The 23,836-nt window shown below is 71.1% G+C and carries 23 protein-coding genes and 4 pseudogenes; 15 read left to right on the top strand and 12 right to left on the bottom strand.

Annotated features, from left to right (window positions below; genetic code table 11):
• Positions 1–46 precede the first annotated feature (46 nt).
• The 3 genes from EAS64_RS04960 to EAS64_RS04950 all read right to left on the bottom strand — a co-directional run bounded on the left by EAS64_RS04960 (position 47) and on the right by EAS64_RS04950 (position 2,243).
• A complete protein-coding gene (locus EAS64_RS04960) occupies positions 47–334 on the bottom strand; it encodes a potassium channel family protein (protein ID WP_281283217.1) in 288 nt (95 codons plus the stop codon).
• An 83-nt stretch (positions 335–417) separates the two neighbouring features.
• On the bottom strand, positions 418–1,515 hold the full coding sequence (locus EAS64_RS04955; RefSeq protein WP_145851473.1) for an ABC-2 membrane transporter-related protein: 1,098 nt from the start codon (positions 1,513–1,515) through the stop codon (positions 418–420).
• Positions 1,512–2,243 carry an ABC transporter ATP-binding protein gene (locus tag EAS64_RS04950; RefSeq protein WP_145851472.1) on the bottom strand — a complete coding sequence of 244 codons (732 nt, stop codon included), beginning with the start codon at positions 2,241–2,243 and terminating at the stop codon, positions 1,512–1,514. The genes EAS64_RS04955 and EAS64_RS04950 overlap by 4 nt, the downstream gene beginning before the upstream one ends.
• A 164-nt stretch (positions 2,244–2,407) precedes the next feature.
• Between EAS64_RS04950 and EAS64_RS04945 the strand changes: the two genes are divergently transcribed.
• Genes EAS64_RS04945 through EAS64_RS04930 form a run of 4 tightly spaced genes read left to right on the top strand, consistent with a single transcriptional unit; the run spans position 2,408 to position 6,167 of the window.
• Positions 2,408–3,604 carry a sensor histidine kinase gene (locus tag EAS64_RS04945; protein WP_187365697.1) on the top strand — a complete coding sequence of 399 codons (1,197 nt, stop codon included), beginning with the start codon at positions 2,408–2,410 and terminating at the stop codon, positions 3,602–3,604.
• Positions 3,601–4,290, top strand: a complete 690-nt coding sequence (locus EAS64_RS04940; RefSeq protein ID WP_222848998.1) for a response regulator — start codon at positions 3,601–3,603, stop codon at positions 4,288–4,290. The genes EAS64_RS04945 and EAS64_RS04940 overlap by 4 nt, the downstream gene beginning before the upstream one ends.
• A gap of 17 nt (positions 4,291–4,307) precedes the next feature.
• Positions 4,308–5,588 (top strand): cation:proton antiporter, encoded by a 1,281-nt coding sequence (locus tag EAS64_RS04935; protein ID WP_145851470.1) that lies wholly within the window; start codon positions 4,308–4,310, stop codon positions 5,586–5,588.
• 45 nt (positions 5,589–5,633) lie between these two features.
• Complete coding sequence (locus tag EAS64_RS04930; protein WP_145851469.1) at positions 5,634–6,167, top strand: DinB family protein; 534 nt, start codon at positions 5,634–5,636, stop codon at positions 6,165–6,167.
• Position 6,168: 1 nt separating this feature from the next.
• Here the strand turns inward: EAS64_RS04930 and EAS64_RS43340 are convergent, their stop codons facing one another.
• The gene (locus EAS64_RS43340; protein ID WP_187365696.1) at positions 6,169–6,885 is read right to left on the bottom strand and encodes a phosphodiester glycosidase family protein; all 717 of its coding nucleotides are present in this window, start codon (positions 6,883–6,885) and stop codon (positions 6,169–6,171) included.
• Positions 6,886–7,060: 175 nt separating this feature from the next.
• On the opposite strand from EAS64_RS43340, the gene EAS64_RS43335 reads away from it, so the two are divergent.
• From EAS64_RS43335 to EAS64_RS04910, 4 genes are all read left to right on the top strand, one after another.
• A complete protein-coding gene (locus EAS64_RS43335; RefSeq protein ID WP_187365695.1) occupies positions 7,061–7,216 on the top strand; it encodes a hypothetical protein in 156 nt (51 codons plus the stop codon).
• A 235-nt stretch (positions 7,217–7,451) separates the two neighbouring features.
• Entirely contained in the window at positions 7,452–8,216 is a 765-nt protein-coding gene (locus tag EAS64_RS04920; protein ID WP_145851467.1) for a VIT1/CCC1 transporter family protein, read from the top strand.
• Between the two features lie 151 nt (positions 8,217–8,367).
• Positions 8,368–9,051 carry a DUF4389 domain-containing protein gene (locus EAS64_RS04915; RefSeq protein WP_145851466.1) on the top strand — a complete coding sequence of 228 codons (684 nt, stop codon included), beginning with the start codon at positions 8,368–8,370 and terminating at the stop codon, positions 9,049–9,051.
• A 3-nt stretch (positions 9,052–9,054) separates the two neighbouring features.
• Positions 9,055–9,282: a hypothetical protein gene (locus tag EAS64_RS04910; RefSeq protein ID WP_145851465.1), complete on the top strand. Its 228-nt coding sequence runs from the start codon at positions 9,055–9,057 to the stop codon at positions 9,280–9,282.
• Positions 9,283–9,304: 22 nt separating this feature from the next.
• Here EAS64_RS04910 and EAS64_RS45585 read toward each other — a convergent pair whose 3' ends face one another.
• Positions 9,305–9,793 (bottom strand): zinc-binding dehydrogenase, encoded by a 489-nt coding sequence (locus EAS64_RS45585; protein ID WP_246115524.1) that lies wholly within the window; start codon positions 9,791–9,793, stop codon positions 9,305–9,307.
• 19 nt (positions 9,794–9,812) lie between these two features.
• Positions 9,813–10,088: pseudogene (locus tag EAS64_RS45580) on the bottom strand (alcohol dehydrogenase catalytic domain-containing protein); the annotation flags it as partial.
• 186 nt (positions 10,089–10,274) lie between these two features.
• Here EAS64_RS45580 and EAS64_RS44535 point away from each other — a divergent pair.
• The gene (locus EAS64_RS44535; protein ID WP_145851464.1) at positions 10,275–10,964 is read left to right on the top strand and encodes a TetR/AcrR family transcriptional regulator C-terminal domain-containing protein; all 690 of its coding nucleotides are present in this window, start codon (positions 10,275–10,277) and stop codon (positions 10,962–10,964) included.
• Between the two features lie 44 nt (positions 10,965–11,008).
• On the opposite strand, the pseudogene EAS64_RS45575 reads toward EAS64_RS44535, so the two are convergent.
• Positions 11,009–11,857, bottom strand: a pseudogene (locus EAS64_RS45575) (sensor histidine kinase); the annotation flags it as partial.
• Between the two features lie 338 nt (positions 11,858–12,195).
• Positions 12,196–12,849, bottom strand: coding sequence for a response regulator transcription factor (locus EAS64_RS04890; RefSeq protein ID WP_145851462.1), 654 nt, complete (start codon positions 12,847–12,849; stop codon positions 12,196–12,198).
• A 241-nt stretch (positions 12,850–13,090) separates the two neighbouring features.
• Here EAS64_RS04890 and EAS64_RS04885 point away from each other — a divergent pair, with 241 nt between their 5' ends.
• Positions 13,091–13,819, top strand: coding sequence for an ABC transporter ATP-binding protein (locus EAS64_RS04885; protein ID WP_145851461.1), 729 nt, complete (start codon positions 13,091–13,093; stop codon positions 13,817–13,819).
• Positions 13,816–14,883, top strand: a complete 1,068-nt coding sequence (locus EAS64_RS04880; protein WP_145851460.1) for an ABC-2 membrane transporter-related protein — start codon at positions 13,816–13,818, stop codon at positions 14,881–14,883. Before EAS64_RS04885 ends, EAS64_RS04880 begins: the two co-directional genes overlap by 4 nt.
• An 87-nt stretch (positions 14,884–14,970) precedes the next feature.
• On the opposite strand, the pseudogene EAS64_RS47330 reads toward EAS64_RS04880, so the two are convergent.
• The 3 genes and pseudogenes from EAS64_RS47330 to EAS64_RS04865 form a co-directional block, all read right to left on the bottom strand.
• Positions 14,971–15,102 (bottom strand): annotated as a pseudogene (locus EAS64_RS47330) (toxin glutamine deamidase domain-containing protein); the annotation flags it as partial.
• Between the two features lie 248 nt (positions 15,103–15,350).
• Positions 15,351–15,668, bottom strand: a pseudogene (locus EAS64_RS47325) (SRPBCC family protein); the annotation flags it as partial.
• Positions 15,661–19,014, bottom strand: coding sequence for an ATP-binding protein (locus EAS64_RS04865; RefSeq protein ID WP_145851459.1), 3,354 nt, complete (start codon positions 19,012–19,014; stop codon positions 15,661–15,663). The gene EAS64_RS04865 and the pseudogene EAS64_RS47325, both read right to left, overlap by 8 nt.
• Before the next feature lie 154 nt (positions 19,015–19,168).
• Between EAS64_RS04865 and EAS64_RS45570 the strand changes: the two genes are divergently transcribed.
• From EAS64_RS45570 to EAS64_RS04850, 3 genes are all read left to right on the top strand, one after another.
• Entirely contained in the window at positions 19,169–19,531 is a 363-nt protein-coding gene (locus tag EAS64_RS45570) for a nuclear transport factor 2 family protein (protein WP_145851458.1), read from the top strand.
• Between the two features lie 11 nt (positions 19,532–19,542).
• A complete protein-coding gene (locus EAS64_RS45565) occupies positions 19,543–19,911 on the top strand; it encodes a cupin domain-containing protein (RefSeq protein WP_145851457.1) in 369 nt (122 codons plus the stop codon).
• 76 nt (positions 19,912–19,987) lie between these two features.
• Entirely contained in the window at positions 19,988–21,493 is a 1,506-nt protein-coding gene (locus EAS64_RS04850; RefSeq protein ID WP_145851456.1) for an amidohydrolase, read from the top strand.
• Between the two features lie 65 nt (positions 21,494–21,558).
• Here EAS64_RS04850 and EAS64_RS04845 read toward each other — a convergent pair whose 3' ends face one another.
• Positions 21,559–23,097, bottom strand: coding sequence for an MFS transporter (locus EAS64_RS04845; RefSeq protein WP_145851455.1), 1,539 nt, complete (start codon positions 23,095–23,097; stop codon positions 21,559–21,561).
• A gap of 84 nt (positions 23,098–23,181) precedes the next feature.
• Here EAS64_RS04845 and EAS64_RS04840 point away from each other — a divergent pair, with 84 nt between their 5' ends.
• Positions 23,182–23,805: a TetR/AcrR family transcriptional regulator gene (locus EAS64_RS04840; protein ID WP_145851454.1), complete on the top strand. Its 624-nt coding sequence runs from the start codon at positions 23,182–23,184 to the stop codon at positions 23,803–23,805.
• The last annotated feature ends 31 nt before the right edge of the window (positions 23,806–23,836 follow it).

The following is a 23,836-nucleotide window of genomic DNA, read 5'->3' as shown; positions in this document are numbered from 1 at the left end:
CCGGTAGACGCGCCGGCGGCCGCGAGCGTGAGATCCGGTGCGGCGGTTAGCGGCGGATCTGCTGGTCGGGCTGTGCGCCGTCGGCGTCTCCCGATTGCCGGCGACGGCTGACCGCGCCACTGACGATCTTGAGCGCGAGCCCGAGGATGACGAGATCGGCGACCATCTGCCCGGTGACCACGAGCCGCGCCGCCTCGGTCTTGGCCGTGATGTCGCCGAACCCGACCGTCGAGAACACGGTGACGGCGAAGTACAGCCCGTCGGTGTGCGTCAGCCGCCCGTCGAAGTTGCTGGCCGACATCGTGGCCATGACGACATACGTGCTGGCGAACAGCAGCAGGAACAGCTAAACGCTCGCCGCGCACCAAGGACTGCAGTGTAGACCCGGACCTGGACCAGGCCAGGTCGCGGGCCTGGTCAGCCGGAAACTACGCCGAGGGCGCGGCGGTGGACTAGCCAGATGGTCGCCGCGATGAGCAGTGCCGACAGCGCGAGCAGCCAGCCGCCCTCGATCCACTGGAACGGCCAGAACCGGCTGGCCGGCTGGTAGCTGGTCCACAGCGTGTAGCCGTGCGGGGCGAGGCACTGCGCGAACGGGTTTCCAGCGGAAGCGGGGCCGCCGCCGCTGAGGCCACCGCCCTTCCCCGCTGAAGACTGAGCGAAAGTGCAGTACTTGTCGAGCAGGCTGGCCGGGGGGTTGCCGGCGAAGGCGAACCTGCCGTCCTTGGTCCACCGCTGGCTGATGATCCACGCGCTGCCGGGCACATCGGAGTCGCCGCTGGTGATCAGCGGTGCCAGGTAGCGCTCGCGCAGCAGTGCCGCGGCCGCGATGGCGAGCCCGGCGTAGACAGCCAGCGCGGCGACAATGGCGGGCACGACCCGGCGGATGAGCATGCCGGCCAGGGCACCGGTCGCGAAGACGGCCAGCGTCCAGGCGGGGAGCGTGACCTCGCGCAGGGTGAACACGGTCACCAGCGCGGAGTTCCCGTAGAGCCCCAGGTCCTGGTTGCCGGTACCGAGGTAGGGCAGGTAGCACCAGGACAACAGCACGCTGAACGCGGCGGCCGCGGCGGCCAGCGCGACCGCGAGCAGCACCAGCTTGGCGAGCGCCCAGCGCCAGCGGGCGAACCCCTGGGTCCAGGCGAACCGGAAGGTGCCGGTTTCCAGCTCCCGTGCCAGCACCGGTGCCCCGGCGAACGCCCCGATCAGCGCGGGCAGCAGCTGGAGGAAGATGGCCGCGTACCCCATCACGTCCCACGTGCCGTTGAACGTGTTGCCGAGGTCCTGGCAGCCGGGCGAGCTCACCGGGTGGCAGGCGGCCGCGGCGGCGTAGGTGTCGTGCACGCGCGTGCCGGCGATCCACAGCCACACCGCGAGCACGCCCAGCAGCACGGTCACGCCGGCCAGCGCGATCCGGTGCTGCCGCCAGGTGACCCCGGCCATCCGCCGCCACGGCAGCGGCCGCGGGGCGGCCTCGTCCTCGTCCGGGCGGGCGGGCATGGTCCGCGTGGTCATCGCGTCACCTCCGGTGTCTGGGTCTCGCGCAGGAAGTGCAGGGCGAGTTCCTCGAGGCTCGCCTTGCCGTGCGTGCCGAGCAGGTCATCGACCTCGCCGGCCAGCCGCACCTGGCCGCCTGACATCAGCACCAGGTAGCCGGCCACCCGCTCCAGTTCGGTGAGCACGTGCGAGGACAGCAGCACCGACACCCCGTCGGCGTCCGCCGCCGCGCGCACCGTGGCCATGAAGTCGTGCCGGGCGACCGGGTCGAGCGCCGCCACCGGCTCGTCGAGCACCAGCAGCCGCGGCCGGCGGGCCAGCGCCAGGGTCAGCGCCAGCTGCGCCTGCTGGCCGCCGGACAGCTTGCCCGCCCGCCGCTTCACCGGGATGCCGAGCTCGTCAAGCCGGGCCCTGGCGTAGGCCTGGTCGAAGCGCCGGTTCAGGTTGCGGGTCAGGTAGATCATGTCCGCGACCGTCAGGCCCTTGTACAACGGCGTGTCCTGGGCCACGAACGCGATCCCGTCAAGCGCGGCCGACGACCCCGCCCAGCGGCCGCTCAGTACGGTGACCGCGCCCGTCGACGGCGCGGTCAGGCCGACCGCCAGGTTGAGCAGCGTGGTCTTGCCGGCCCCGTTCGGCCCGACAAGCGCCGCCACGCGCCCGGCGGGGATCTCCAGCGTGCAGTCGCGCAGCGCCCAGGTACGGCCATAGCGCTTGCCCAGGCCACTGGCCTCGACGACGTTCATCAGGTCTCCTCCCATGCGCAAATCCGATGTGCCGCCGCCCACTGTCCCGGGATCGCCGCCCGGCTGTCTGCGGCCGCGCGAACGAAGCGGTTCATCCGCGAGGATGAATCCGCGTCGCCGCAGGGATGATGCACAGGGGCTGGTCAGGGGATACCTTCGGTTGCATGCAGGCAGTTGGGCGCTTGGCGGGCCGTGACCCGGGCATGATCGTGGATGCCGGGATGGGGATCGCCGGGGCCGGGCTGATCGCCATCGCCACGTGGGGCTCACCCCGCCTGATCGGCAGCGAGGCGATCGCCGGGCCCTCGTGGCTGCTGCTGCCGCTGCCGTTGCTCGTGGGCGCGCCGCTGGTGCTCCGCCGCCGCGCGCCGCTGCTGACCTGGCTGGCTACCTGGGCTGGCATCGCGCTGCTTTTCTTGCTCGCCGGCAATTCGCTGCGCGGCGTGGCGTTCATGTTCGTGCTGTTTACCGCCGCCTACTCGCTGGGCGCGCATGCCAGCCTGCGCCACGCGGTTACCGGGCTGGTAGTCGCCACCCCGGTCCTGGCCCTGATCAATCACGCGGGCGAGGCGGGGCTCGCCTATCCATCGCACAGCGGCTCATCGGGCGTGGTGCTGTCGTTCCTGCAGCTCCTGGCTTTCTGGCTGGCTGGCGTGTTCGTCCACGCCCATCGGCGGTCCGTCTCGCTTGCCGCGCGGAGCCTGGCGCTGCAGCACCAGGCCGAGCACGCCGCGGCGGTTGAGCGGACCCGGATCGCCAGGGAACTGCACGACATCGTCGCCCATCACCTCAGCGTGGTCGTGCTCCAGGCAGCCGGCGCCCGGGCGTCGGGAAAGCCGGCGGAGGCGACCCTGGAGAAGATCGAGAACAGCGCGCGGCAGGCGCTGGCGGAGACCCGCCGCCTGCTTGGCGTGCTGCGCGACCCGGACGAGGAGGCCGGCCTCGCGCCGCAGCCGGGCATCGGCGAGCTGGACGCGCTTGCCGCGAGTGTCCGGGCCGCCGGCCTGCCGGTGAACCTGGTCATCGACGGCGACCCGGCCGCGCTGCCCGCGGCGGTGGACGTGTCGGTTTACCGGATCGTCCAGGAGTCGCTGACCAACGTCCTCAAGCACGCGGGCCCGGCCAGCGCCGATGTGACCATCGAGTGTGCAGGGGACACCGTCACGGTCGAGGTCACCGACGACGGAACCACTGAGCCCGGCACCAAGATCTCGGCTGGCGGGCACGGGCTGGCCGGGATGCGCGAGCGGGCCGCGGTGTTCGGCGGTGAGCTGGCCGCCGGGCCGCGGCCGGGCGGCGGGTTCACCGTGCGCGCCCGGCTGCCGCTCGGCGGCGGCCTTCAGCCTGCGAGAGTGTCGTGATCAGCGTCCTGATCGCCGACGATCAGGACCTCGTCCGCGAGGGCCTGCGGATGCTGCTTGAAGCCGAGCCTGACCTGGCTGTCGCGGGGGAGGCCGCCGACGGCAGCCAGGCGCTTGACCAGGCACGCCTGCTAGATCCCGACGTGATCTTGATGGACGTCCGCATGCCCAGGATGAACGGCATCGAGGCAACCACCCGGCTCGTCCGCGCCGGGTCCCGGGCACGCATCCTGATGCTGACCACCTTCAACCTGGACGAGTACGTCTACCACGCACTCAAGGCAGGCGCGAGTGGCTTCTTGCTCAAGGACGCCAGCCGGGACCAGCTGACCGGCGGCGTGCGTGCGGTGGCGGCGGGCGAAACCCTGCTCGCGCCGGCTGTCACCAGACGGCTAATCGAGGACTTCTGCAGTGGCCCCGCCCCCGGCACCTCGGCCGCCGGCGCCGGGGGCCTCAGCGAGCGGGAACTCGGCGTCGTGCGGCTCGTGGCCGAAGGTCTGTCCAACGCCGAGATCGCCGCCAGGGTCTACCTCAGCGAGACCACCATCAAGAGCCACATTGCCCGCATCCTCGCCAAACTCGGGCTCAGGGACCGGGTGCAGGTCGCCGTCTACGCCTACGAGCACGGCATCGTCCGGCCCGGTCACCTCCCGCATGGTGCTGAAGGGAAACGGGAAAGGAGCTAACCAGCGAGAGGGCTGGTATGGACGATGCGATAGCGGTCGTGGCGGTGGCGCTGCTTGCCTATGCGACGGTGGAGCGGCGGCTCAGGCCGACGCCCGTCAGCGGCGCAATGCTGTTCACCGCGGTCGGCCTGCTGGCCAGCGGGCAGGTCACCGGGCTGATCACCTCCTCCCATGCGGGTCACGGGGCGACCGCCTTCCTGGAGCTGACCTTGGTGATCGTGCTGTTCACCGATGCCATGGGGGTCAACGCGGCCGGGTGGGCGGTCGAGGCGCCGCTGCCTGCCCGGCTGCTGGGAGCGGGGCTGCCGCTGACCATTGCAGCCGGCTGGGCCGTGGGCTGGGCGCTGTTCCCCGCTGCCGGGGTCTGGGGTGCGGCGCTGCTCGCCGCTGTCCTGGCGCCGACCGACTCCGCGCTCGGTCTGCCGGTCATCAGCAACGAGCGGGTTCCGCTGCTGATCCGGCATGCGCTCAACGTCGAGGGCGGCCTCAACGACGGTCTCGCGCTGCCGTTCGTCACCATCTTCCTGGCACTGGCGCTCGAGGAGGAGAACGCGGTCGGCGGCGGCCATGTCTTGCAGGTGCTGCTGCGGGGGCTGGTGGCATCCGGCGCGATCGGCGCGGCGGTGGGCTGGGGCGGCACGCTACTGCTGCGCTGGTCGACGGGCAGGGGCTGGTCACGACCGCACTGGCAGTCGGTGGCACTGCTGGCCATGGCGGTGCTGTCGTTCGCCCTCGCTGACCTCATCGAGGGCAGCGGCTTCATCGCCGCATGGGCGGCCGGGCTGGCAGCCGGCCTGGTTTCCCGCGGCAGCCTGGCCGAAGCTCAGCAGACACCGGAAGAGCTCGCCAGCCTCGGGGTCTCGGTGAGCTTCGTGCTGTTCGGCGCCCTGTTCCTGGCCCCCGAACTGGACCACGTGACCTGGGCGACGGCCGGCTACGCGCTGCTGAGCCTGACCGTGATCAGGATGATCCCGGTCGCGGTCTCGCTGCTCGGCTCGGGACTTGCCGGGCGAACCGTGACGTACATCGGCTGGTTCGGCCCGCGCGGGCTTGCCTCCATCGTGTTCGCCGACCTGGTGGTCAGCAGCGGACTGCCCGAACAGCACCTGATCGTCCCGGTCGTGATGCTGACGGTGGGCCTGAGCGTCGTGCTGCACGGGGTAACCGCACCCTGGGGTGCGCAGCGCTACGGCCGCTGGTACGCGGCCGCTGTCACGCGCAGTCCCGGCATCCGGGAGGCCGCCGAGTCGCCGCCGGTGGCCTACCGCGTACGGGTCTCCCAGCATCCGCCGCCGTAAACGGAGCCTGGACCGCGCGCGCATCACCGCCCGTAAGGTGGCCACATGGGCGAGCTGCAAGCACTGCTTCGGGAGTACGACCGTGCCCGCGCCTACACCGACGAACTGTGGAAAGACCTCACACCGGATGAGGTGATCTGGCGCCCGCACGAGAACTCCAGTGCCATCGGCTGGCACCTCGGCCACCAGGCGCACGTCGCCCACTTCATGATCCGCAACCTCACCGCGGCCGAGCCCAGCCCCGACCCGGAACTGGATGCGCTGATGGACTCGGCACGGCCAGAGAAGTTCCGCGGCACGCTGCCCACCGTCCGGCGGCTTACCGACTTCCGTGCCGCCGTCGCGGAGCGCGTCCATGCCCGCATCGGCGATATCGCCGCCGGGCGCGTGGGTGCCCCCGGCCAGCTGGCCATCGTCGCGACTCACCTGGTGGCCGCACTGGTCAATCACGAGTACCAGCACGACCAGTGGATCGGCGAGGTCCGTGCGGGAAACCTTGGCCACGCGCTCCCGCCCGACCCCGAATCGGACATGCTCAGCCGCGTGGACGGTTACCTGGTTCTCACGCCAAGCGCCTGACTCAGCGGCTACCGCGGGCCGGCCGGGCGGACATCGTGATGAAGTCGCGGGCGTAGGCCGGATCGAAGAACGTCTTCGGCCCGCGCGAGGTGTCGGTCAGCTTAGCTCCGTTGTAAGGCGCGGCCAGACCGTCCGGGGTGGCCGGCTTGAAGGTGGCGAACACCGGCCAGCTCGGGTTGATGTCGAGTTCCATCCCGCGCACCACTCCGGCCCGCACGAGGAGCTCCGCGACCTGCGGCGGAGTGAGATGCTTGCCGACCACGTAGACGAGGGCGCCATCGGCGGTGACGCCCACCCCGGACCGCCACTGATACCTGGTGCCATGCTCTCCGGCACCGCAGGGGCAGGTCCCGCCCCACACATGCCAGGTGCGCGTGAAGGCGCGCGCGGTGGGCTTGCCGTGGACGACAAGCGGATACAGATTCTGCCTGACGGCCACCACCGTCGGCGTCATGGTGACGTCGCTGCCCCACGCGCCGACGGTAATCGACCCATTGGCGTAGATCACCAGCGAGGCGTCCCCGCGCACCAGCGGCCTGATCATCAGGCCTTCCGTGTAGTAGCCGCCGTGGGCATCGGCCATCTTGAAGCCGCCGTTAAACGCCGCGACGAGCGAGGCGGCCGCCGCGCGCGTGACCGGCGCGGTGTACTTGTACGGGCCGCCGCCCGGTGACATTGACCCCGAATACAGCCGGGCGGACAGCAGACTGGTGTCCATCCAGGCGATTCCGGCGCGCCGGGTGCCGCCAGGGGGAACAAGCAGCGTCTCGTAGACGGCCGGCCTCCCGGCAACGAGCCGCCCGGCCGGATGCCACGATCCCTCGCCGGCGTAAGCCGGCGTTCCGGAGAATGGCCGCAGTGCCGCCGGGGCGGGCAGCGGCGGGTTCCCTGGCGTGGCGACGCGGACGATGGTCGTGCTGCCGCTACTCGTCGTCGTGCGGCTGCGGCCCGAGGTCGTGCGGCCCGAGGTCGTGCGGCCGGCGCCCGCAGGCGTGCTGCGGCCAGCACTGCTGCTCGCCGAGGTGGCCCCGTTCGCGCGCTGCGGCTGACGATGACTTGGTAGGCTGACCGCACTGCACGCCGTTAGCGCAGCCGCCACCGGCAACACCATAGCAATCGGCAGAAACCTGGCATGACGGTCATTTTTCCGGGCCACGGCCCCACGTTAGGACGCCAAGTTCAGGCAGGGGCGCTGTTAACCGGCTGCGAAGCATCTGAAAACGGCCGCGGCGGGAACCGCCCATGCCGGATCTGGGTAGAGAGATCCCTGGGGATTGGGGAGGCATGAGCGCTGACGATGACATGCCCTCCGCTGCTCAGGTAGAGGCGGCCGAGGGCGGGCGTGCGACCCATCCAAGGGAGCCGCATACCACCGGCATGGCGGGACGGCTGAACTGGCTGCGCGCGGCGGTGCTCGGCGCCAACGACGGCATCGTCTCGGTGGCGGGCATCGTCATCGGAGTAGCGGGGGCCACCACCTCCCGCGGCCCGATCTTCACCGCCGGGCTGGCGGGTCTGGTCGGCGGGGCCGTGTCGATGGCGCTGGGGGAGTACGTCTCGGTGTCCAGCCAGCGTGACAGCGAGCACGCGCAGATCGCACAGGAAAAACGCGAACTCGCCGCAACGCCAGAAGCTGAGTTGACCGAGCTGACCGCCCTGTATGAGGCCAAGGGCCTGTCCGCGGAAACCGCCCGCACGGTCGCCGCCGAGCTGACCTCCCGCAACGCCCTGGCGGCCCACCTGGACGCCGAACTGCACATCGACCCTGCCACCATCCCTAATCCGATGCAGGCCGCGGCCGCTTCCGCGCTGTCGTTTGTCTCCGGCGCCCTGCTGCCGATGCTGGCCATCATGCTGCCCCCGGCGCGCTGGCGGGTCCTGGTGGCTTACGTGGCGGTGCTGATTGCTCTGGCCGGCACCGGTGCGCTGAGCGCGCGACTCGGCGGCAGCGACGTCCGCCGCGCCGTCCTGCGCGTGGTCGTGGGCGGGGCGCTCGGCCTGGCCTTCACCTACGGCGTCGGGCGCCTGTTCGGCACCGCCATCCACTGACGCGCCCACCGCCACGGAAGCGGCGGGTCGCCCAGCGTCCTTCCCAGTCGGGACCAATGCCCACTCGTTCCGGGTCATTCGCGCCTTTACCGCCGGCCAGCGCAGCGGTCTGCTGGAACTGAGGACTACGAGCACCGCGGAGGTGAGCAGAATGAGCGCGGCAATGTACCCGGCACGGGTGAACGCGCGGCTAGACCAGCCGTTGTCCCGCTGGCTCTGGCTTGTCAAATGGATCCTGGTGCTGCCGCATTACGTCGTGCTGATGTTCCTGTGGCTGGCATTCATCGTGCTCAGCGTGGTCGCGGGAGCCGCCATCCTGGTGACGGGCCGCTACCCGAGAGGCATCTTCGACTTCAACGTGGGCGTGCTGCGCTGGACGTGGCGCGTGCAGTACTACGCGATCGGCGCGTTCGCGACCGACCAGTATCCGCCATTCACGCTTGAGGACGACCCTGGCTACCCGGCGCACTTCGACGTCCAGTACCCGGAGCGGCTGTCCCGCGGGTTGGTGCTGGTCAAGTGGTGGCTGCTCGCCATACCGCACTACCTGGTGGTGGCCCTCTTCATCGGCGGCACCGGGTGGGCCGCGTACCACTTCGGCGGACTGGTCAGCGTGCTCGCGGTGATCGCCGGAGTCATTCTCTTGTTCACCGGGAGCTATCCAGGCAGCGTCTACGACTTCGTGCTCGGCATGAACCGGTGGGTACTCCGGGTGGCCGCTTACGCCGGCCTGATGACCGACAAGTACCCGCCGTTCCGGCTGGACATGGGCGGTACCGAGGACGGCCTGGAACCGCAGGAATTCGGCCGCTCAGCGGGAACCTGGGAGGGTTGAGCGATGGGTGCATTCTTCAGGCTGCTCAGTGCCGGGCCGCTGTTCTTCGTCAGCGCCTGGCTCCTGATGATCTTCGCCGGGATCGTCGCCGCCGACGTCGGCATCCAGCCGTTCGGGTACCTGACGTCGATGGTGGTCACGATCGGGCTCTGGCTGACCCTCGCCCCCGCGATCGGCGCGGCCAGCCGCCACCCGGCCAAGGGCAAGTGCCAGCACGCCGACAGCGACTGACCTGCCAGGATCCAGCGCGGGCTCAGGGGACGGTGATGGCGACCTTGCCGCGGGCGTGGTGGCCGAGCATATGGCTGACGGCGTCGGCCGCGCAGTCGAGTGAGTAGGTCTTGTCGATGACTGCCCGGACGGCGCCGGACTCAAGAAGGCCGGCCAGTGCGTCAAGGTTCTCGCGGTTCACGGTGAGGGTGGCCGTCTTCACGGTGGTGGAGCCAAGACCCATGAGCATCGCCCGCGCGATCCTCGGCAGGCCCGCAAGCAGGCCTCCCGTGTTCCCGATGCTGTTCGGGATGAATACGCCCCGCGGGGCCAGCAGCCGCGCGGTGGCCGACGGCGGCCGGTTCAGCACGTTGTCGAGGATGACGTCGTACCGCTGCTTGTCGCGGGTGAAATCCTCCGTCGTGTAGTCGATGACGCGGACCGCGCCGAGCGAGCGGACCAGGTCGACGTTGCGGGTACCGCACACCCCGGTGACCTCGGCGCCCAGCGCCGCGGCGATCTGGACGGCCACCCCAGAGCGACCCGAACACCTCGTCGCCGGGCCGGAGGCCGGTGACATGCGGGCCCGCGGCCGCCACAACCCCGGCGACGTCGCTGCCCCGGACGGGGTGGCGGGGCCGCCGCAGTCCGATGCCGAGGCGGAGGATCGACGGCACTCCCGCGACGGTGGCCCAGTCCGGGGTGTTGACGCTGGTGGCCTGCACCCGGATCAGGACGTCGTCGTCGCCGGGCGACGGGCACGGGACCTCCCCGGGCCGAAGCACGTCCCGCGGGATGCCGTAGCCGTGCTGGAGGATGGCCCGCATCACCGGCGGATTGGCTGACATGTGCTCTCCTTTTCTCACCATGTGACGGAACGCGCCGGCCGGCGACAGTTCCGCGCACGGTGATCTGATAGGAAGGAATGAGAACCTTACGATGTAAGGAGTATCCTTACGCCGTAAGGGTAATCTTTACGATGTAAGGACGTCAAGGCTCCGGAGGTCGGTGACATGAAGCTCGGCGACACGGGCGAGGGGGGCGGTCAACGCCGCCCCCAGCTGACGAGGCGGCAGGTGGTGGCGGCCGCCGTCGAGCTCGCCGACTCCAGCGGCATCGAATCCATCAGCATGCGCAGGCTCGCACAGGAGCTGGGAGTCGAGGCGATGTCCCTCTATACCCACGTGCGCAGTAAGGAGGACCTCCTCGACGGCATCGCCGACGCCGTGATCGGCATGATCTCTGCCGATGCCGTCGCCGCCGACTGGAGAACCTCGCTCCGGCGGATGGCACTTGCCGCGCGCGGCGTGATGCTCCGCCACCCCTGGGCGCCGCGCGTGATCGAGACACGGGCCGCACCCGGGCCGGCCGCCCTGGCGTACATCAACGCGGTACTCGGCATCCTTCGCGAAGGCGGCTTCTCGATCGGGCAGGCGCACACCGCCTTGCACCTCCTCGGCAGCCGGCTGCTCGGGTTCACCCGGGAGCTGTTCGACGATTCCGCGGCCGCCGATCCGCAGGCCGCGCCCAGTCTTCCCGCCGAGTTCGCCGCCGCCTTTCCTTACGCGGCCGAGATGGCGCTCGCTGTCGCCCATGGCGGCGCACTCGGGCCGTGCGACGACGACAGCGAGTTCGAGTTCGCTCTCGACTTCCTACTCGACGGCCTCGGCCGGCTTCGCCGATCCGCTGGCCCGCCGTCGTGAGCGTGAGGTAAGCGGATCGGCGGGCTGGTGCGTCGGCGGGGGATGACGACCGAGATGTCGAGGCCGCCTTCGGGCTGGCTGCGGGCGGTGATGGACGCGCCGTGCGCAGTGGCGACCGAGCGGGCGATCGACAGGCCGAGCCCGACACCGTCGCGGACGGCCGTCCGCGCCTCCATGCGCCGGAACGGCTCGAACAGCGAGGGCACCGCCTCGTCCGGGATGAAGGGACCGCTGTTGGCGATCTCGAGGTGCGCTGCCGCGTCGCTGCTGCCGGTGCATACTCTGATCCAGCCGCCTGCCTCGTTGTGCCTGACGGCGTTGCCGACCAGGTTCGCGATCATCCGCTCGAGCAATTGCGGGTCCGCGGCCGTCTCGGCCGGGTCAAGCTTGGCGTCGACGGTGAGCTGCAGTCGTTCGATCTCGGGAGCGGCGGCGTCGATCGCGTCCTCGGCCAGGGTGGCCAGGTCGGTGAACTCGGTGCTGAGCTTGCCCTGGTCGCTGACGGCGATGGTGAGCAGCGCCTCGATCATGCTCTCGGCCTTGTCGATCGACCGCCGGACGCGCACGGCCATGTCGGTGAGCTGCCGCGCCGTCGTAGTCGGCTTGGCCAGGGTCACGTCGATCGCCGTGCGCATCACGGTCAGCGGCGTGCGCAGCTCGTGCGAGGCGTTGGCGACGAACCGGCGCTGGGTGGCGAACGCCGCGTCCAGGCGCTCGAGCATGCCGTCGAACGTGTCGGCGAGTTCCTTGAGCTCGTCCCTCGGGCCGGTGAGCGCGAGCCGTTCGCCGAGGTGCTGCTCGGAAGCCCGGCGGGCGGTTGCGGTGATCTCTCGCACGGGGCGGAGCAGCCGGCCGGAGATGTACCAGCCGAGGCCGCCGGACGCGACCGTCATGACCCCGAGGCCGAGCGCCCAGTAACCGAGCAGTTTGGCCAGCGTGTTCTGCTGTGCCTGCATGCCCGCGACGGTCCCCGCGTAGTAGGCGGCGTACGCGTGCTCGCACAGGTACGTGCTGGTCGTGGTGTACGCCTGGCAGGCCTGCGCCACGGAGCCCACAAGCTTGCCGCTGGCGATCAAGGACTCGGTAGGGCTGGTGGGAAGGATGATCCTCTGGAGCACGAAGAGGGCGAGCCCGAATACCGCAAGCCCGGCGACGAGGAACGGCGCGGCGTAGATCAGGGTGAGCCTGGTCCTGACCTTCTGCGGCCAGAGACGGCGGAGCGAAGGCACGTTCACGGCAGCCGGTACCCGCTGCCGACAACGGTGTCGATCGGGTCGGGCTCGCCGAGCTTGCGACGCAGTCGGCCGATCGTCACCGTGACCGTGCGGGTGAACGGGTCAGCATTCTCATCCCAGACTCGGTCGAGCAGCTCCTCGGCACTGACCACACCCCCGTCCGCGGCCAGCAGCTCCTCGAGGACGCCCATCTCCTTGCGGGTGAGCGACAGCGGGCGCCCGGCCCGGCTAGCCCGGCGGCGGGCCCGGTCGAACATGATGTCGCCCCGCACGATCAGCGGGACGGCGGCCCGCTCGCGCCGGCCAAGCGCACGGACCCGCGCGACAAGCTCCTCGAACGCGAACGGCTTGCCCAGGTAGTCATCGGCGCCGAGGTTGAGCCCCTGCACCCGGTCGCCGACCGTGGCGGCTGCGGTCAGCATCAGGACGCGCGCCGTGGAACGGGCCCCGACCAGCGTCGCGCAGACCGCGTCACCGTGCACCTCGGGCAGGTCCCTGTCGAGGATCACCACGTCGTAGGAGTTCATCAGGGCCTTCTCCAGGCCGGCCGGGCCGTCGTAGGCCACGTCCGCGCCGATGCCCTGGTCGCGCAGGCCGTCGGCGATATCGTCCGCCAGCTCGGCCTGATCCTCGACGACTAGCACCCGCATAAGCCCATAATGCCGCGCCGGACATCACACGCGCATCACACGGGCCGCCGCGCGGATCGTCACGGCGCGGCCGCGGGTTACGCGCGACCTGGCCTTTCGCGCCACGCCAGGCCCGCACGCGCCCGGGTGGACCGGTCCCAACGGCGTCGCGCGTGATGCCCGTGTGACCGCCATCCGCGTATGCCTGGACGTGGCCGGGCGCAGCGCGCGGCCGTTCGGAGGAGAAAGAGGAGGGCATCGGATGAATGTCGTCGAGGCCAGCGGCCTTGGCAAGCGGTACGGCGGGACCTGGGCGCTGCGCGAGTGCACGCTTGCGGTCCCGGCCGGCCACGTGACCGCGCTTGTCGGCCCGAATGGCGCAGGCAAGACCACGCTGCTCAACCTGGCGGTCGGCCTGGCGGCGCCGTCGGCGGGCAGGGTGACCGTGCTTGGCGGCCGCCCGGCCGGGTCGCCCGCCGCGCTTGACGGCATCGCGTTCGTCGCCCAGGACACGCCGCTGTACCGGAACCTGTCGGTCGCGGACATGATCTACCTGACCCGCAACCTGAACCGGCACTTCGACCGGGCATACGCCGAGGCCCGGCTCGCCGAGCTGGGCATACCGCAGAAGCGAAAGACAAGGAAGCTGTCCGGCGGCCAGCAGGCGCAGGTCGCGCTGACCCTTGCGCTGGCCAGGCGGCCGCGGCTGCTTGTGCTCGACGAGCCGGTGGCGATGCTCGACCCCGTCGCCAGGCACGACTTCATGGACACGGTGCTGGCCGCGGCGTCTGCCGACGGCGTGTCGGTGCTGCTGTCCTCGCACGTGCTCGCCGAGCTTGAGCGGGCGGCAGGCTACCTCGTCCTGCTATCGCGGGGCCAGGTGCGGCTGGCCGGCGAGGTCAAGGGCCTGCTCGCCACGCACGAGGCGACCAGCCTGGAAGAGCTCGCCCTGTCCTACCTGCGGCAGCACGCGACGGAGGTGGCGCGATGAGCGCGCTGACAGTGCCCGCGAGCCCGGAGGCGGACGCCCGCCTGCGGCCGCTGCCGTGGCGGCGGATGGCCGGGATCATCTGGCGGCAGCACCGCTTCGCGCTGGCCGGCGAGGCGGCGTTGCTCGGGGTGCTCGCCGTGCTGCTGTGGATCGCGGGCACCACGCTGCACCACAGCTACGCCAACGCGGTTGCCTGCCGCCCGGCAGGCTCGCCGGCCTGCCAGGCGGCGACGCTCGCCTTCGTGGGCAGCTATGGCTTCCTGTCGAACGGCATCATCCTGCAGGCGCTGCCCGCACTGATCGGGGCATTCATCGGCGCGCCGCTGCTGGCCAGGGAGATGGAGACCGGCACCTTCCGGTACGCCTGGACCCAGGGCTTCGGGCGGTGGCGCTGGTCGCTCGCCAAGCTGGCGTCGCTCGCGGTGGCCGTGACGGTCCCCGCCCTGCTGTTCGGCCTGCTGCTGTCCTGGTACTACCAGCCGTACTTCGCCACGCGCAATGACTCACTCGGCCTCATCGAGATGACCCAGTTCTTCCCCGGCCTGTTCGACCTGCACGGAGTCGCATTCGCCGCCTGGACGCTTGCCGCGTTCGCGATCGGCGCGCTGGCCGGCATGCTCATCCGCCGGGTCGTCCCGGCGATCGCCGCAACCCTGGCCGTCTACGCCGGGCTGGCCTTCGCCGCGGGCGCGTTCCTGCGCGAGCATTACCTGACGCCGCTGGTCACCAGCGACCTGAACCTGCCCGGGTCCGCGTGGGTCCTCGGCCAGTGGTGGACCAAGGGCGGCGTCACGCTCAGCTCTGCCACGATGTACCAGGTCATCAACTCCGCTTGGGAGCAGGTCAACCCACCCGCGCCTGGCGCGGCAGGCGCGGCGGGGAAGTACGGGGATTACCTCAGCGTGCTGCGGTACCTCACCGGGCACGGGTACACGCAGTGGACGAGGTATCAGCCTGGCAGCAGGTTCTGGCCGTTCCAGTGGATAGAAAGCGGCTGGCTGCTCGCGCTGTCGGTGCTGCTCATCGCCGGATGCGTCTGGCTGGTCCGCCGCCGCGCCGCCTGAGCATCCGTCAGGCGCGGTCGACGGGCTTTCCTCGAAGCCGAGCCCGTCGAGCGTCGGCGGCCAGGTCTCGCGCAGGCCCGACTGCCCGTCCACGGCCATGACGGTGCCGTTGTCGTTGACCGCGTTGAACCAGTGGCCGCCGCCCGCGGGCCGGTCAAACCCGACCACTGCCACGCTGTCGGGCCCGAGCCCGTCCAGCCGCTCCCTGACCTGAGCCATGGACGCGGGAACGGCGCACCCCGCGTCGTGGCCCGGCAGGTCAAGCGGCGGTTAGGCCCCGGCACGGGCAGGTGGTCACGTCTCGCAAGCGGCTGCTTTCGCAATGGAGAACGCGCGCGGCAACCCGCCGGTTCACGCACCCGGGCAATGTGGACTAAGCGCGCCTTCGCTAACTGGCTTTCCGCTGCCGCGAGCGCGGCGAGCCGGGACAGGGACTGGCTGATGACGTCCTGCTGGGCGGCCAGCCGGTGCGCCTCCGCCTCGGGGATCTCTACATGCACCGTGATGCTCGTCGCCGCGCCGCCGTCAAGCATCGTCAGCCGCCATTCGAAGACCAAGTCAGAGACCAGGCAGGAGATCGTTACGCCCGACTCGGTGACGCGAAGCTGCTGCGCCATCGGGAAGTCGGGGTAACCCTGCGGATACATCGTGTACTCGCCCGCCTGGCCTGGCTCCACCGACCCGACGCCTGCCCACCAGTCGGGGAACCGGGATGGGTCGTAGAGCAGCTTCCACACCTCTTCCGGCGGCGCGTCGCTGCGTGCCCCGTCCTCGAATTCAGGCATCTGAGCCTCCCAGATCTGCCACGGTGGCGATGTCCGCGCGCAGCGCGGCTAGTTCCCTCGCCGGCTCGATGAGTTCGGCGACGGGCGGGCGGCCCAGGTCGATCAGCGCCGCGACATAGTGCTGCCCGAAGTCGATGTCGGGTTCGGCGTGCTCAGGCCGCGACCGGCGGAGCCAGCCGGATTCCGCTTCGCGCAGCCGCCTGGCGGCGAGTGACCGGTTACCGCGCTGCAGCGCGATCAGGCCCTGAACGTGCGACATCCGTGCCACGAGGGTGTCGGGCAAGTCAGCGGGGGAGACCGGCTCAAGCGCGACTCCGCGCAGCTCGGTCTCGGCGTCGTCCGGCCGTCCGTCCCTGGCAAGCACCTCAGCGCGCAGCAGCCGCGCGCGCGGCCGGCTGACCGGGGCGCCAAGATCGAGGGCGAGGCCGAGCTCAATGGCGGCGGTCTTGTACTCGCCGGCCGCGGTCGCGAGCAGGCCGCGGTCGTGGTGCACCAGGCCCTCGAGTTCCGGCAGCCCGATGCGCTCCGCCGCCGCGGCTGCCGCGTCGCAGGCGACGCGCGCCTCGCCGAGCCTGCCAAGGAGCCGGAGCAGTGCCGTCCGTGCGGAGTGCGTGTACACGCACGGACGCAGCAGCCCGGTGGGCGCCACCAGCGGCAGGCAGCGATCCGCGAAGTCCAGCGCCCGCGGCAGGTCGCCCGCGCACGCCGCGGCGCTCGCGGCGTTCACCAGGCTGCTGTAGGCGAGATCGGGTCGTCCGGCGCGGCTCGCCGCGGCGGACGCCGCGGCGAGCGAGCCGTAGCTCTCGGTGAACCGGCCCGCGCGGAGCAGGGCGTGCGCGCGGGCCACGTCGATGTCGTGGCTTAGCCGGCTGACCCTCGCCGGCGATGCCCCGGCAACCTCGCTCAGCATCCCTTCCGCCTTGACGAGCAGATTATCCGCCTCGGCCGCGTCACCCGCCACCGCCTGCGCCCAGGCCATCCCCGCCAGCGACTCGGTCAGGATCAGCGGGTCGGTATCGCCGCCGTGGTCGCAGCAGTCAAGCGCCGCGCGGTAGGAGCGCAGCGACTCACGCGGATGGCAGATCCCGCCGCGCAGCCAGTGGCCCCGGCGAAGCCACGCGGCGGCCAGCGCGTCGTGGTCATCGGAAGCGATCAGCTCGAGCGCACGGCCGAACGCCTCGTCCGACTCCGGGAGCATACCCCGCCACGCCTGGACGTCGGCCAGCTCGATGAACAGCTCAGGGTCCAGCCCGGCGCCGGCCTGGCCGGCCAGCGACGCGGCCTCCGTCAGGTAGGCCGCCGCCTCCGGCAGGGCCGCCACCATCCGGGCGGCGGCCGCCGCCCTGACGAGCTGATCTGCCGCCAGGTCAGCCTGGCCGGCGAGCCGGAAGTGCCGGGCGATCTCCGCGGCGTTCCGCGCCGGACTCGGCCGGACGGCGCTGCCGCGCGGCTCCCGCTCACGCAGCCAGGTGGCCAGCTTCTCGTGCAGTCGCGCGCGCACCGGGTCCGGGAGATCCTGGTAGACCGCCTCGCGCAGCAACTGGTGCCTGAAGCCGGTGCGCTCGGCGCTTGCGTGCAGCAGGCCGGAGCCGAGTGCCTCCGCCGCGGCTCCCGGCGCATTGTCGAGCAGCGGGAGGGACGCGACCTCGGCCCGGTCGAGGTCCCGTCCGGCGACCGCGGCGAGCTCGGTGAACATTCGGGCCGCCGGACTCAGCCGCGCGATTGCCTGGCGGGCGGCGCCGGCCAGCCCCGCCGCCGGATCCCCGTCATGCGCCGCGTACCTGGCCGTCTCCACGGCAAGCAGCGGGTTGCCCGCCGCGAGCCGGACGATGCGCTCACGGTGCGCGGCAGGAATCCGCACGGTCAGCCCGACCAGTTTGTCCAGTGCCGCGGCGGGCAGCGGCCCGAGGTCGAACTCGGCGGCGAGCGTGCCGCGAGCGCGCAGCGCCGCGAGCACCGCGTCAAGCTCGGATCTGGGCGGCAGCCGGCGCCGGGTCAGCACGAACAGCACGGGCTGCCGGGTGATCCGGCGCCCGGCATAGGCCACGAGTTCGAGGCTTGACCGGTCCGCGGCGTGCAGGTCCTCGAGGACCAGGACGAGCGGCCGGTCGCGCGCCGCCCAGCCGAGCAGCGCCACGGTTGCCTCGAAGAAGCGGATACGGTCCAGCCGAGGTTCGGTCGCCGGCGCACGAGCCCCGGTCCTGATGGCCGTCAGGAGTGTGTCCCAGTCGGCGTCGCCATGCGGCGGAGGCTTCGGCAGCGGGCCGGTCTGCGCGATCAGGTCGTCGAGCAGCTCCGACCACAGCGCGAACGGTGCGGCCGCTCCGGGACCGCCCGCGGCCGCGATGGCGGTCAGGGCGCCATCGGCCGCGGCCGCGTCGAGGATTTCCCGTGCCAGCCTGGTCTTCCCCATCCCGCCGTCCCCGGAGATCGCGACGGCGGTTCCGCTGCCAGCGCGGCTGGCCTGCCAGTGCCGCAGCAAGGCGCGCACCTCACCGTCACGTCCGACAAGCCGCCCCGGGCCGTTCACCGCGCCAGCGGCCGACGGGGCCGGCGTGGCCGGTGTGGCCGGCGTGGCCGGCGTGGCCGGCGTGGCCGGCGTGGCAGGAAACACGGCAGGAAACGCGCCGGGAGACGCCGCCCCAGGCGGCTCTTCCCGCAGCGCCGAGACCAGCCGCTTCGTCTCTGCCGCCGGGCTGATGCCGAGCTCCGCACCGAGCCGAGCGGCGAACCGCTGGTAGGCCGCCACCGCGCCAGCCTGATCGCCGCCGGCGACAAGGAGCCTGATGAGCTCACGAGCGGCCTGCTCGTCAAGCGGCATGGCCGCCACGCGCTTGGCCGCCCAGTCGCGTGCCGTCCGGACATGACCATCGCCTTCGGCTGCGACAACCAGTGCCGCGTACGCGCCGCATAGCCGCTCCCGGTGCTCGTCTCGTGCGTCGAGCACCCAGTCCGCGTCGAACTGGGCGAGCAGGTCGCCGCGGTGCAGCGCGACCGCCTGCTGCGGACACCCGGCGGCGAGGAGCCGCTCTAGTTCGCGGACATCCACGATTAGCCCGTTGCCGGCGAGTTCCACGTGGTCCCGTCCGGCGTGCAGGCACTCGTTCGCCGTCGGCCCGAGCGCCGCGCGCAGCGCCCACAGCGCGCTGCGCAGGCTTGCCCGGGCGCTGGCGTCCAGAACGTCTGGCCACAGCAGGGCGGCGAGCCGGGAACGGCTGTGCGGGCCTGGCCGCAAGGCGAGCCAGGCCAGCAGCGCGCAAGCACGGCGGCTCGTCGGCAGCGTGATCGCGATGCCGTCGACCTCGGCCCCGAGCTCGCCGAGCAGGCGTACCTGCAGCGTGGCCATGATCAATTATCTGCCTCGCCGACTGCCTGGCGCCATGCCGCACGGTCCCGGCTTTGACGGTGGATTGACGGCGCCGCGGGAACCTGACGGCGATCGAACCGGAACGCAGAACGAACCGGAACGCAGAACGAACCCAGCACAGAAGGAGCATCCGATGAGCACCACGACCACCACGTTCGACACCGAGGCGCTGCGCCGCGGCATCGAGGAGCGCGACACGGCCACGCTGCGCGCCCTGTACGCGCCGGACGCCGAGATGACCGTCGTCGACAGGAACGCACCGCCGAGCCAGCCGCGCGTGCTGCGCGGCCGCACCGCGATCGGGGAGTACCTCGACGAGACCTGCGGGCGCGACATGACCCATCGCCTGGAGCGGATCGTCGTCTCCGGCGACACGGCGGCCTTCACTCAGGCCTGCCGCTACCCGGACGGGACCCGAGTGCTGTGCCTGGCGATGCTGGACCTGCGCGACGGGCTGATCGTCAGCCAGACCGCCGTGCAGGAATGGGACGCGTGAGGAGCTCCGCCATGGCACAGGACACCAAGCAGGAAGTGGAACACAGAGACTTCGCCGCGGCGGACGAGGTGCGCGAGTTCGGCCACGGCAGGCTTGAGCTGCTGCACGTCGGCGGCAGCGACATCGGACGGCTCGTCCTGCAGCCCGGCTGGCGCTGGTCAGAGCACGTCAAGCCGCTCGCGGGCACCGAGCTCTGCGAGGCGCCGCACTTCCAGTACCACGTGGCGGGCACGCTGCGCATCAGGACAGCGGACGGCGCCGAGTTCGACGCCACACCGGGTCAGGTCACCTCTTTGCCTGCCGGGCACGACGCCTGGGTGGTCGGCGACGAAGACGTCGTGGTTGTCGACTGGTGGGGAGCCAGCAACTACGCCAAATGACGGCACAAGCGCCCGGGCCCGGGGTGGTATGCGAACCGCCCCGTGCCTGGCCGCGCCGTCATGCGATGATGTCGCGATGTCCGCGTTGCTGCTGCGCCAGGTCAGAGTGGTCCCCCTTGCCGGTCAGGCCGCTGCCGACCCGGTTGACGTGCTGATCCAGGACGGCCTCATCGCTGAGCTCGGCTCGGCCGGCGGTTCGCATCGCGTCCCGGCGGTGGAATGCGACGGGCGCTGGCTCATCCCTGGCCTCTGGGACGCGCATGTGCACCTAGGCCAGTGGGCGCTCGCCGGGCGGCGGCTCGATCTCTCGCACACCTCATCGCCCGAGGAAGTGCTCACCATCCTCGCCCAGGCAGCGGGCGCCGGGACCGGACAGGACAGGACAGCGGGGGACAGGCGACCGATCGTCGGCATGGGCCACCGGGCCGGTGCCTGGGACCGCCAGGTGACCGTGGCCGAACTCGACGCGGTCTGCGAAGCGGTTCCCGTCGTCCTGATCAACAGCGACTGCCACCACGGCTGGCTGAACACCGCGGCGCTCGACGCGCTCGGCCTGGCCCGTCGCGACACCGTGGTCGCCGAGGCCGAATGGTTCGCGGCCTACCCGCTGGTCGCCACGGTTCTTGAAGATCCCCCAGCGCCGGCCGACTACCAGAACGTGCTCAGGAAGGCCGCGGCGCAGGGGATTGTCGGCCTGGTCGACTTCGAGTTCGGCGCGCCGTGGAGCGACTGGGCGCAACGCTGGCACGAGGGTTGTGACCTGCTAAGGATCCGCTGGTCGCCGTACCGCGACCAGCTGGACAGCGTCCGCGCGGCGGGGCTGCGCAGCCGGGCGGCCCTGCCCGGCGCCGACGACCGCCTGTCCGTAGGCTCACTCAAGATCATCAGCGACGGTTCGCTAGGCACCAGAACGGCTTGGTGCTACGAGCCGTACGCCGACACGGGCGGCTTCGGCGCACCCAACCAGTCCGACACCGAACTGGCAGAGTTGCTGGCCGAAGGAACGCGGGCGGGCCTGTCGGTCGCGACGCACGCGATCGGGGACAGGGCGTTGGACACCGCGCTCAAGGCGTACGCCGCCACCGGCGCGGGCGGCTCGATTGAGCACGCGCAGGTGACGACCAGTCAAGGCATGGAAGAAATGTCAAGGCTCGGCCTGACCGCGAGCGTGCAGCCCGCGCACCTTCTCGATGACCATGAGACGACCGACCGCGTCTGGGCTGACCGAACGGATCGCTGTTTCACGCTCCGCTCCCTGCTCGACCACGGGGTCGCGGTCGCTCTCGGCTCAGACGCGCCGGTGGCGCCGCTTGATCCGTGGCTGGCGATCGCCACCGCGGCGCACCGCGGGCTGCCCGGCGATGAGCCATGGCATCCGGAGCAAGCCATCACCGCCGCGGAGGCGATCGCGGCATCGGCGGACGGCACCAGGATCGCCGTCGGTCAGCCCGGTGACCTGGCACTTCTCGACTTCGATCCGCTGTCGACCGATGCCGCCGGGCTGCGCGCCATGCGTGTCGCGCTGACCTGCGTCGCGGGCCGGGTCGTGCACAGCGAGCTGGCCGGGGCTCCGGGACGTTAACCTCGCAGGGCCAGTCGACGATTGCACGGGTTCACCCGCTGAGTGTGACGCGGTTGGCCGCCGGCTCAATTTCTGGCTGGCCGCCTTGGTGCGATCTCCGGCTCCGGCGGAGCAAGGCCGGCGGAATCGGCGACGGCCACGCCGGTGATCTCGCTGGTCGGTTCGCCCCGCGTGTTCGCGGTGCGCAGCGCGATCACGGCCGCGGCGAGGACGAAGCTGCTGCTCAGCAGCAGTGCCCGGTGGAACCCGTCGGTCAGCGCCGCGGGCCGCGCCACGTGCTCCGCGAGCAGCGTGTTCGTCCACGAGGTCGCGACCGCCGAGAAGATCGCCAGCCCGAGAGCGGCACCGACCTGGAACGACGCGTTGATCAGCGCGCTGGCCAGCCCGGCGAGGCGTGGCGGCACCCCGGCCTGCGACGCGGTCTGCACGCCGACGAAGACCCCGCCGAGCCCGAACGCCGTCACCAGGAAGGCGGGGAACAGGTTTGTCCAGTAGTGGCCATCCGCCGGGATGTGCGACAGCCAGAACACGCCGCCCGCCGCGATCAGCGCGCCGCCGACCATCAGCGGCCTGGTGCCGATCCGCGTGATCAGCACGGTACCCACACCAGCCGCGACCGCGACCATGGCGGCGACCGGGACGTAGGCAAGCCCCGCCCGGGTGGGGGAGAAGCCGAGCACGTTCTGCATGTACAGGGTGAGGAAGTAGAACATCGAGTAGAACCCGGCCATGGCGATCACCTGGGTGGCGTCGGCGGCGGGCAGGCCCTTGATACGGAAGATCGCCAGCGGTACCAGCGGGTTCTTGCTGCGCGTCTCGTTGAACGCGAACAGGGCGAGCAGCGCCGCCGCGCCGGCTAGCACGCCGATCGTCTCGCCCGCACCCCACCCGTCTACCGGCGCCCGCACCAGCCCGAAGACAAGCAGCAGCATCCCGCCGGTCCCGAGGAAGGCGCCGGGCAGGTCGAAGTGCGAAAGATCAAATTCCTTCCTCCCGAACGGTTGCGGCTTGCTCTCCACCGCCAGCCGCGACGCGCCGGCGAGGACGGCCGCGCAGACGGGCAGGTTCACGAACAGCACCCACCGCCAGCTCAGCGAGGCGGTGATCACCCCGCCGAGGGCGACGCCGGCGATCGAGGAGATGCCCGCCATCGCGCCCCAGGCGCCGAGTGCCTTCACCCGGTCCGAGCCGTAGCTGAACGTCGTGGTGAGCAGCGACAGCGCGGCCGGCGCCATCAGGGCGGCGCCGAGCCCCTGGGCGAGCCGCGCGCCGACCAGCATGCCGGAGGTCTGCGCGAGCCCGCCAGTCAGCGAGGCCAGGCCGAACACGGCCGTGCCCGTCATCAGCATCCGGCGCCGGCCGAGCAGGTCGGCGAGCCGTCCGCCGAGCAGCAGGAAGCCGCCGTAGGTGACGATGTAGCCGCTGAGCACCCATTGCAGGTCCTGCACGGAAAAGTGCAGGTCACGGGCGATGGACGGGAGTGCGACATTGACGATCGAGGTATCGAGGAAGTCGAGGAAGGCGACTGCGCAGAGGAAGGCGAGCACCAGCTTCCCCCGGCCGGTGGCGAGGAAGGACGAGGTTGCGGACGGTGGATCCGTCATGAGGATGGCCTCCTTGTAATGATGTAATCAGTCAGTTAGCTAACTTACTGGAATATCGCGTGTGGGTCTATGCTTGTCAGCAAGATGACTGACTCAGTTGAACCGGCCAGCGTCCAGGGCTCTGTCGGCCAGGGCTCTGTTGTCCAGGGCAGAGGACAGGACAAACGCAAGCGGCTGATCGACGCCGCGTGCCAGGTGTTCTACGCCCACGGGGTCGAGCGGACCACGCTCGCGGACATCGCGGCCGCCGCCGGGATCCCGCTCGGCAACGTCTACTACTACTTCAAGACCAAGAACGACCTCATCCAGGCGGTCGTCGAAGCGCACCTGAGCGAGGCCAGGGCAATGCTCGCCGCGGTCGAGGCGGCGCACGACGGCCCGCTCGGCCGGCTGAAGGCGCTATTCGGCGCGCTGGCGGACCAGTCGGAGCTGATCGCCACGTACGGCTGCCCGCAGGGCTCGCTGTGCACGGAACTCGACAAGCTTCCCGACGGTCCCGGGCGGGCCGCCGAACTGATGAGGCTTCCGCTCGACTGGGCGGAGCGGCAGTTCAGCGCGCTGGGCCGCGCCGACGCCCGGGACCTGGCCGTCGAGGTCATCGCCAGGTACCAGGGCAGCGCCGTGCTGGCGAGCACGCTGCGCGACCCGGACCTGCTGGCCCGCGAGTCGGCCCGCGTCGCCGCCTGGCTCGACACGGTAAGTGCCTGAGCCTGGAGGCGACGGGGACCGCGCGGCCCGG

The sequence above is a fragment of the Trebonia kvetii genome (assembly GCF_007827045.1).
Classification (GTDB): Bacteria; Actinomycetota; Actinomycetes; order Streptosporangiales; family Streptosporangiaceae; genus Trebonia; species Trebonia kvetii.
Note: the sequence above shows the minus strand (reverse complement) of the source record. Positions and strands in the feature narration are given on the sequence as shown.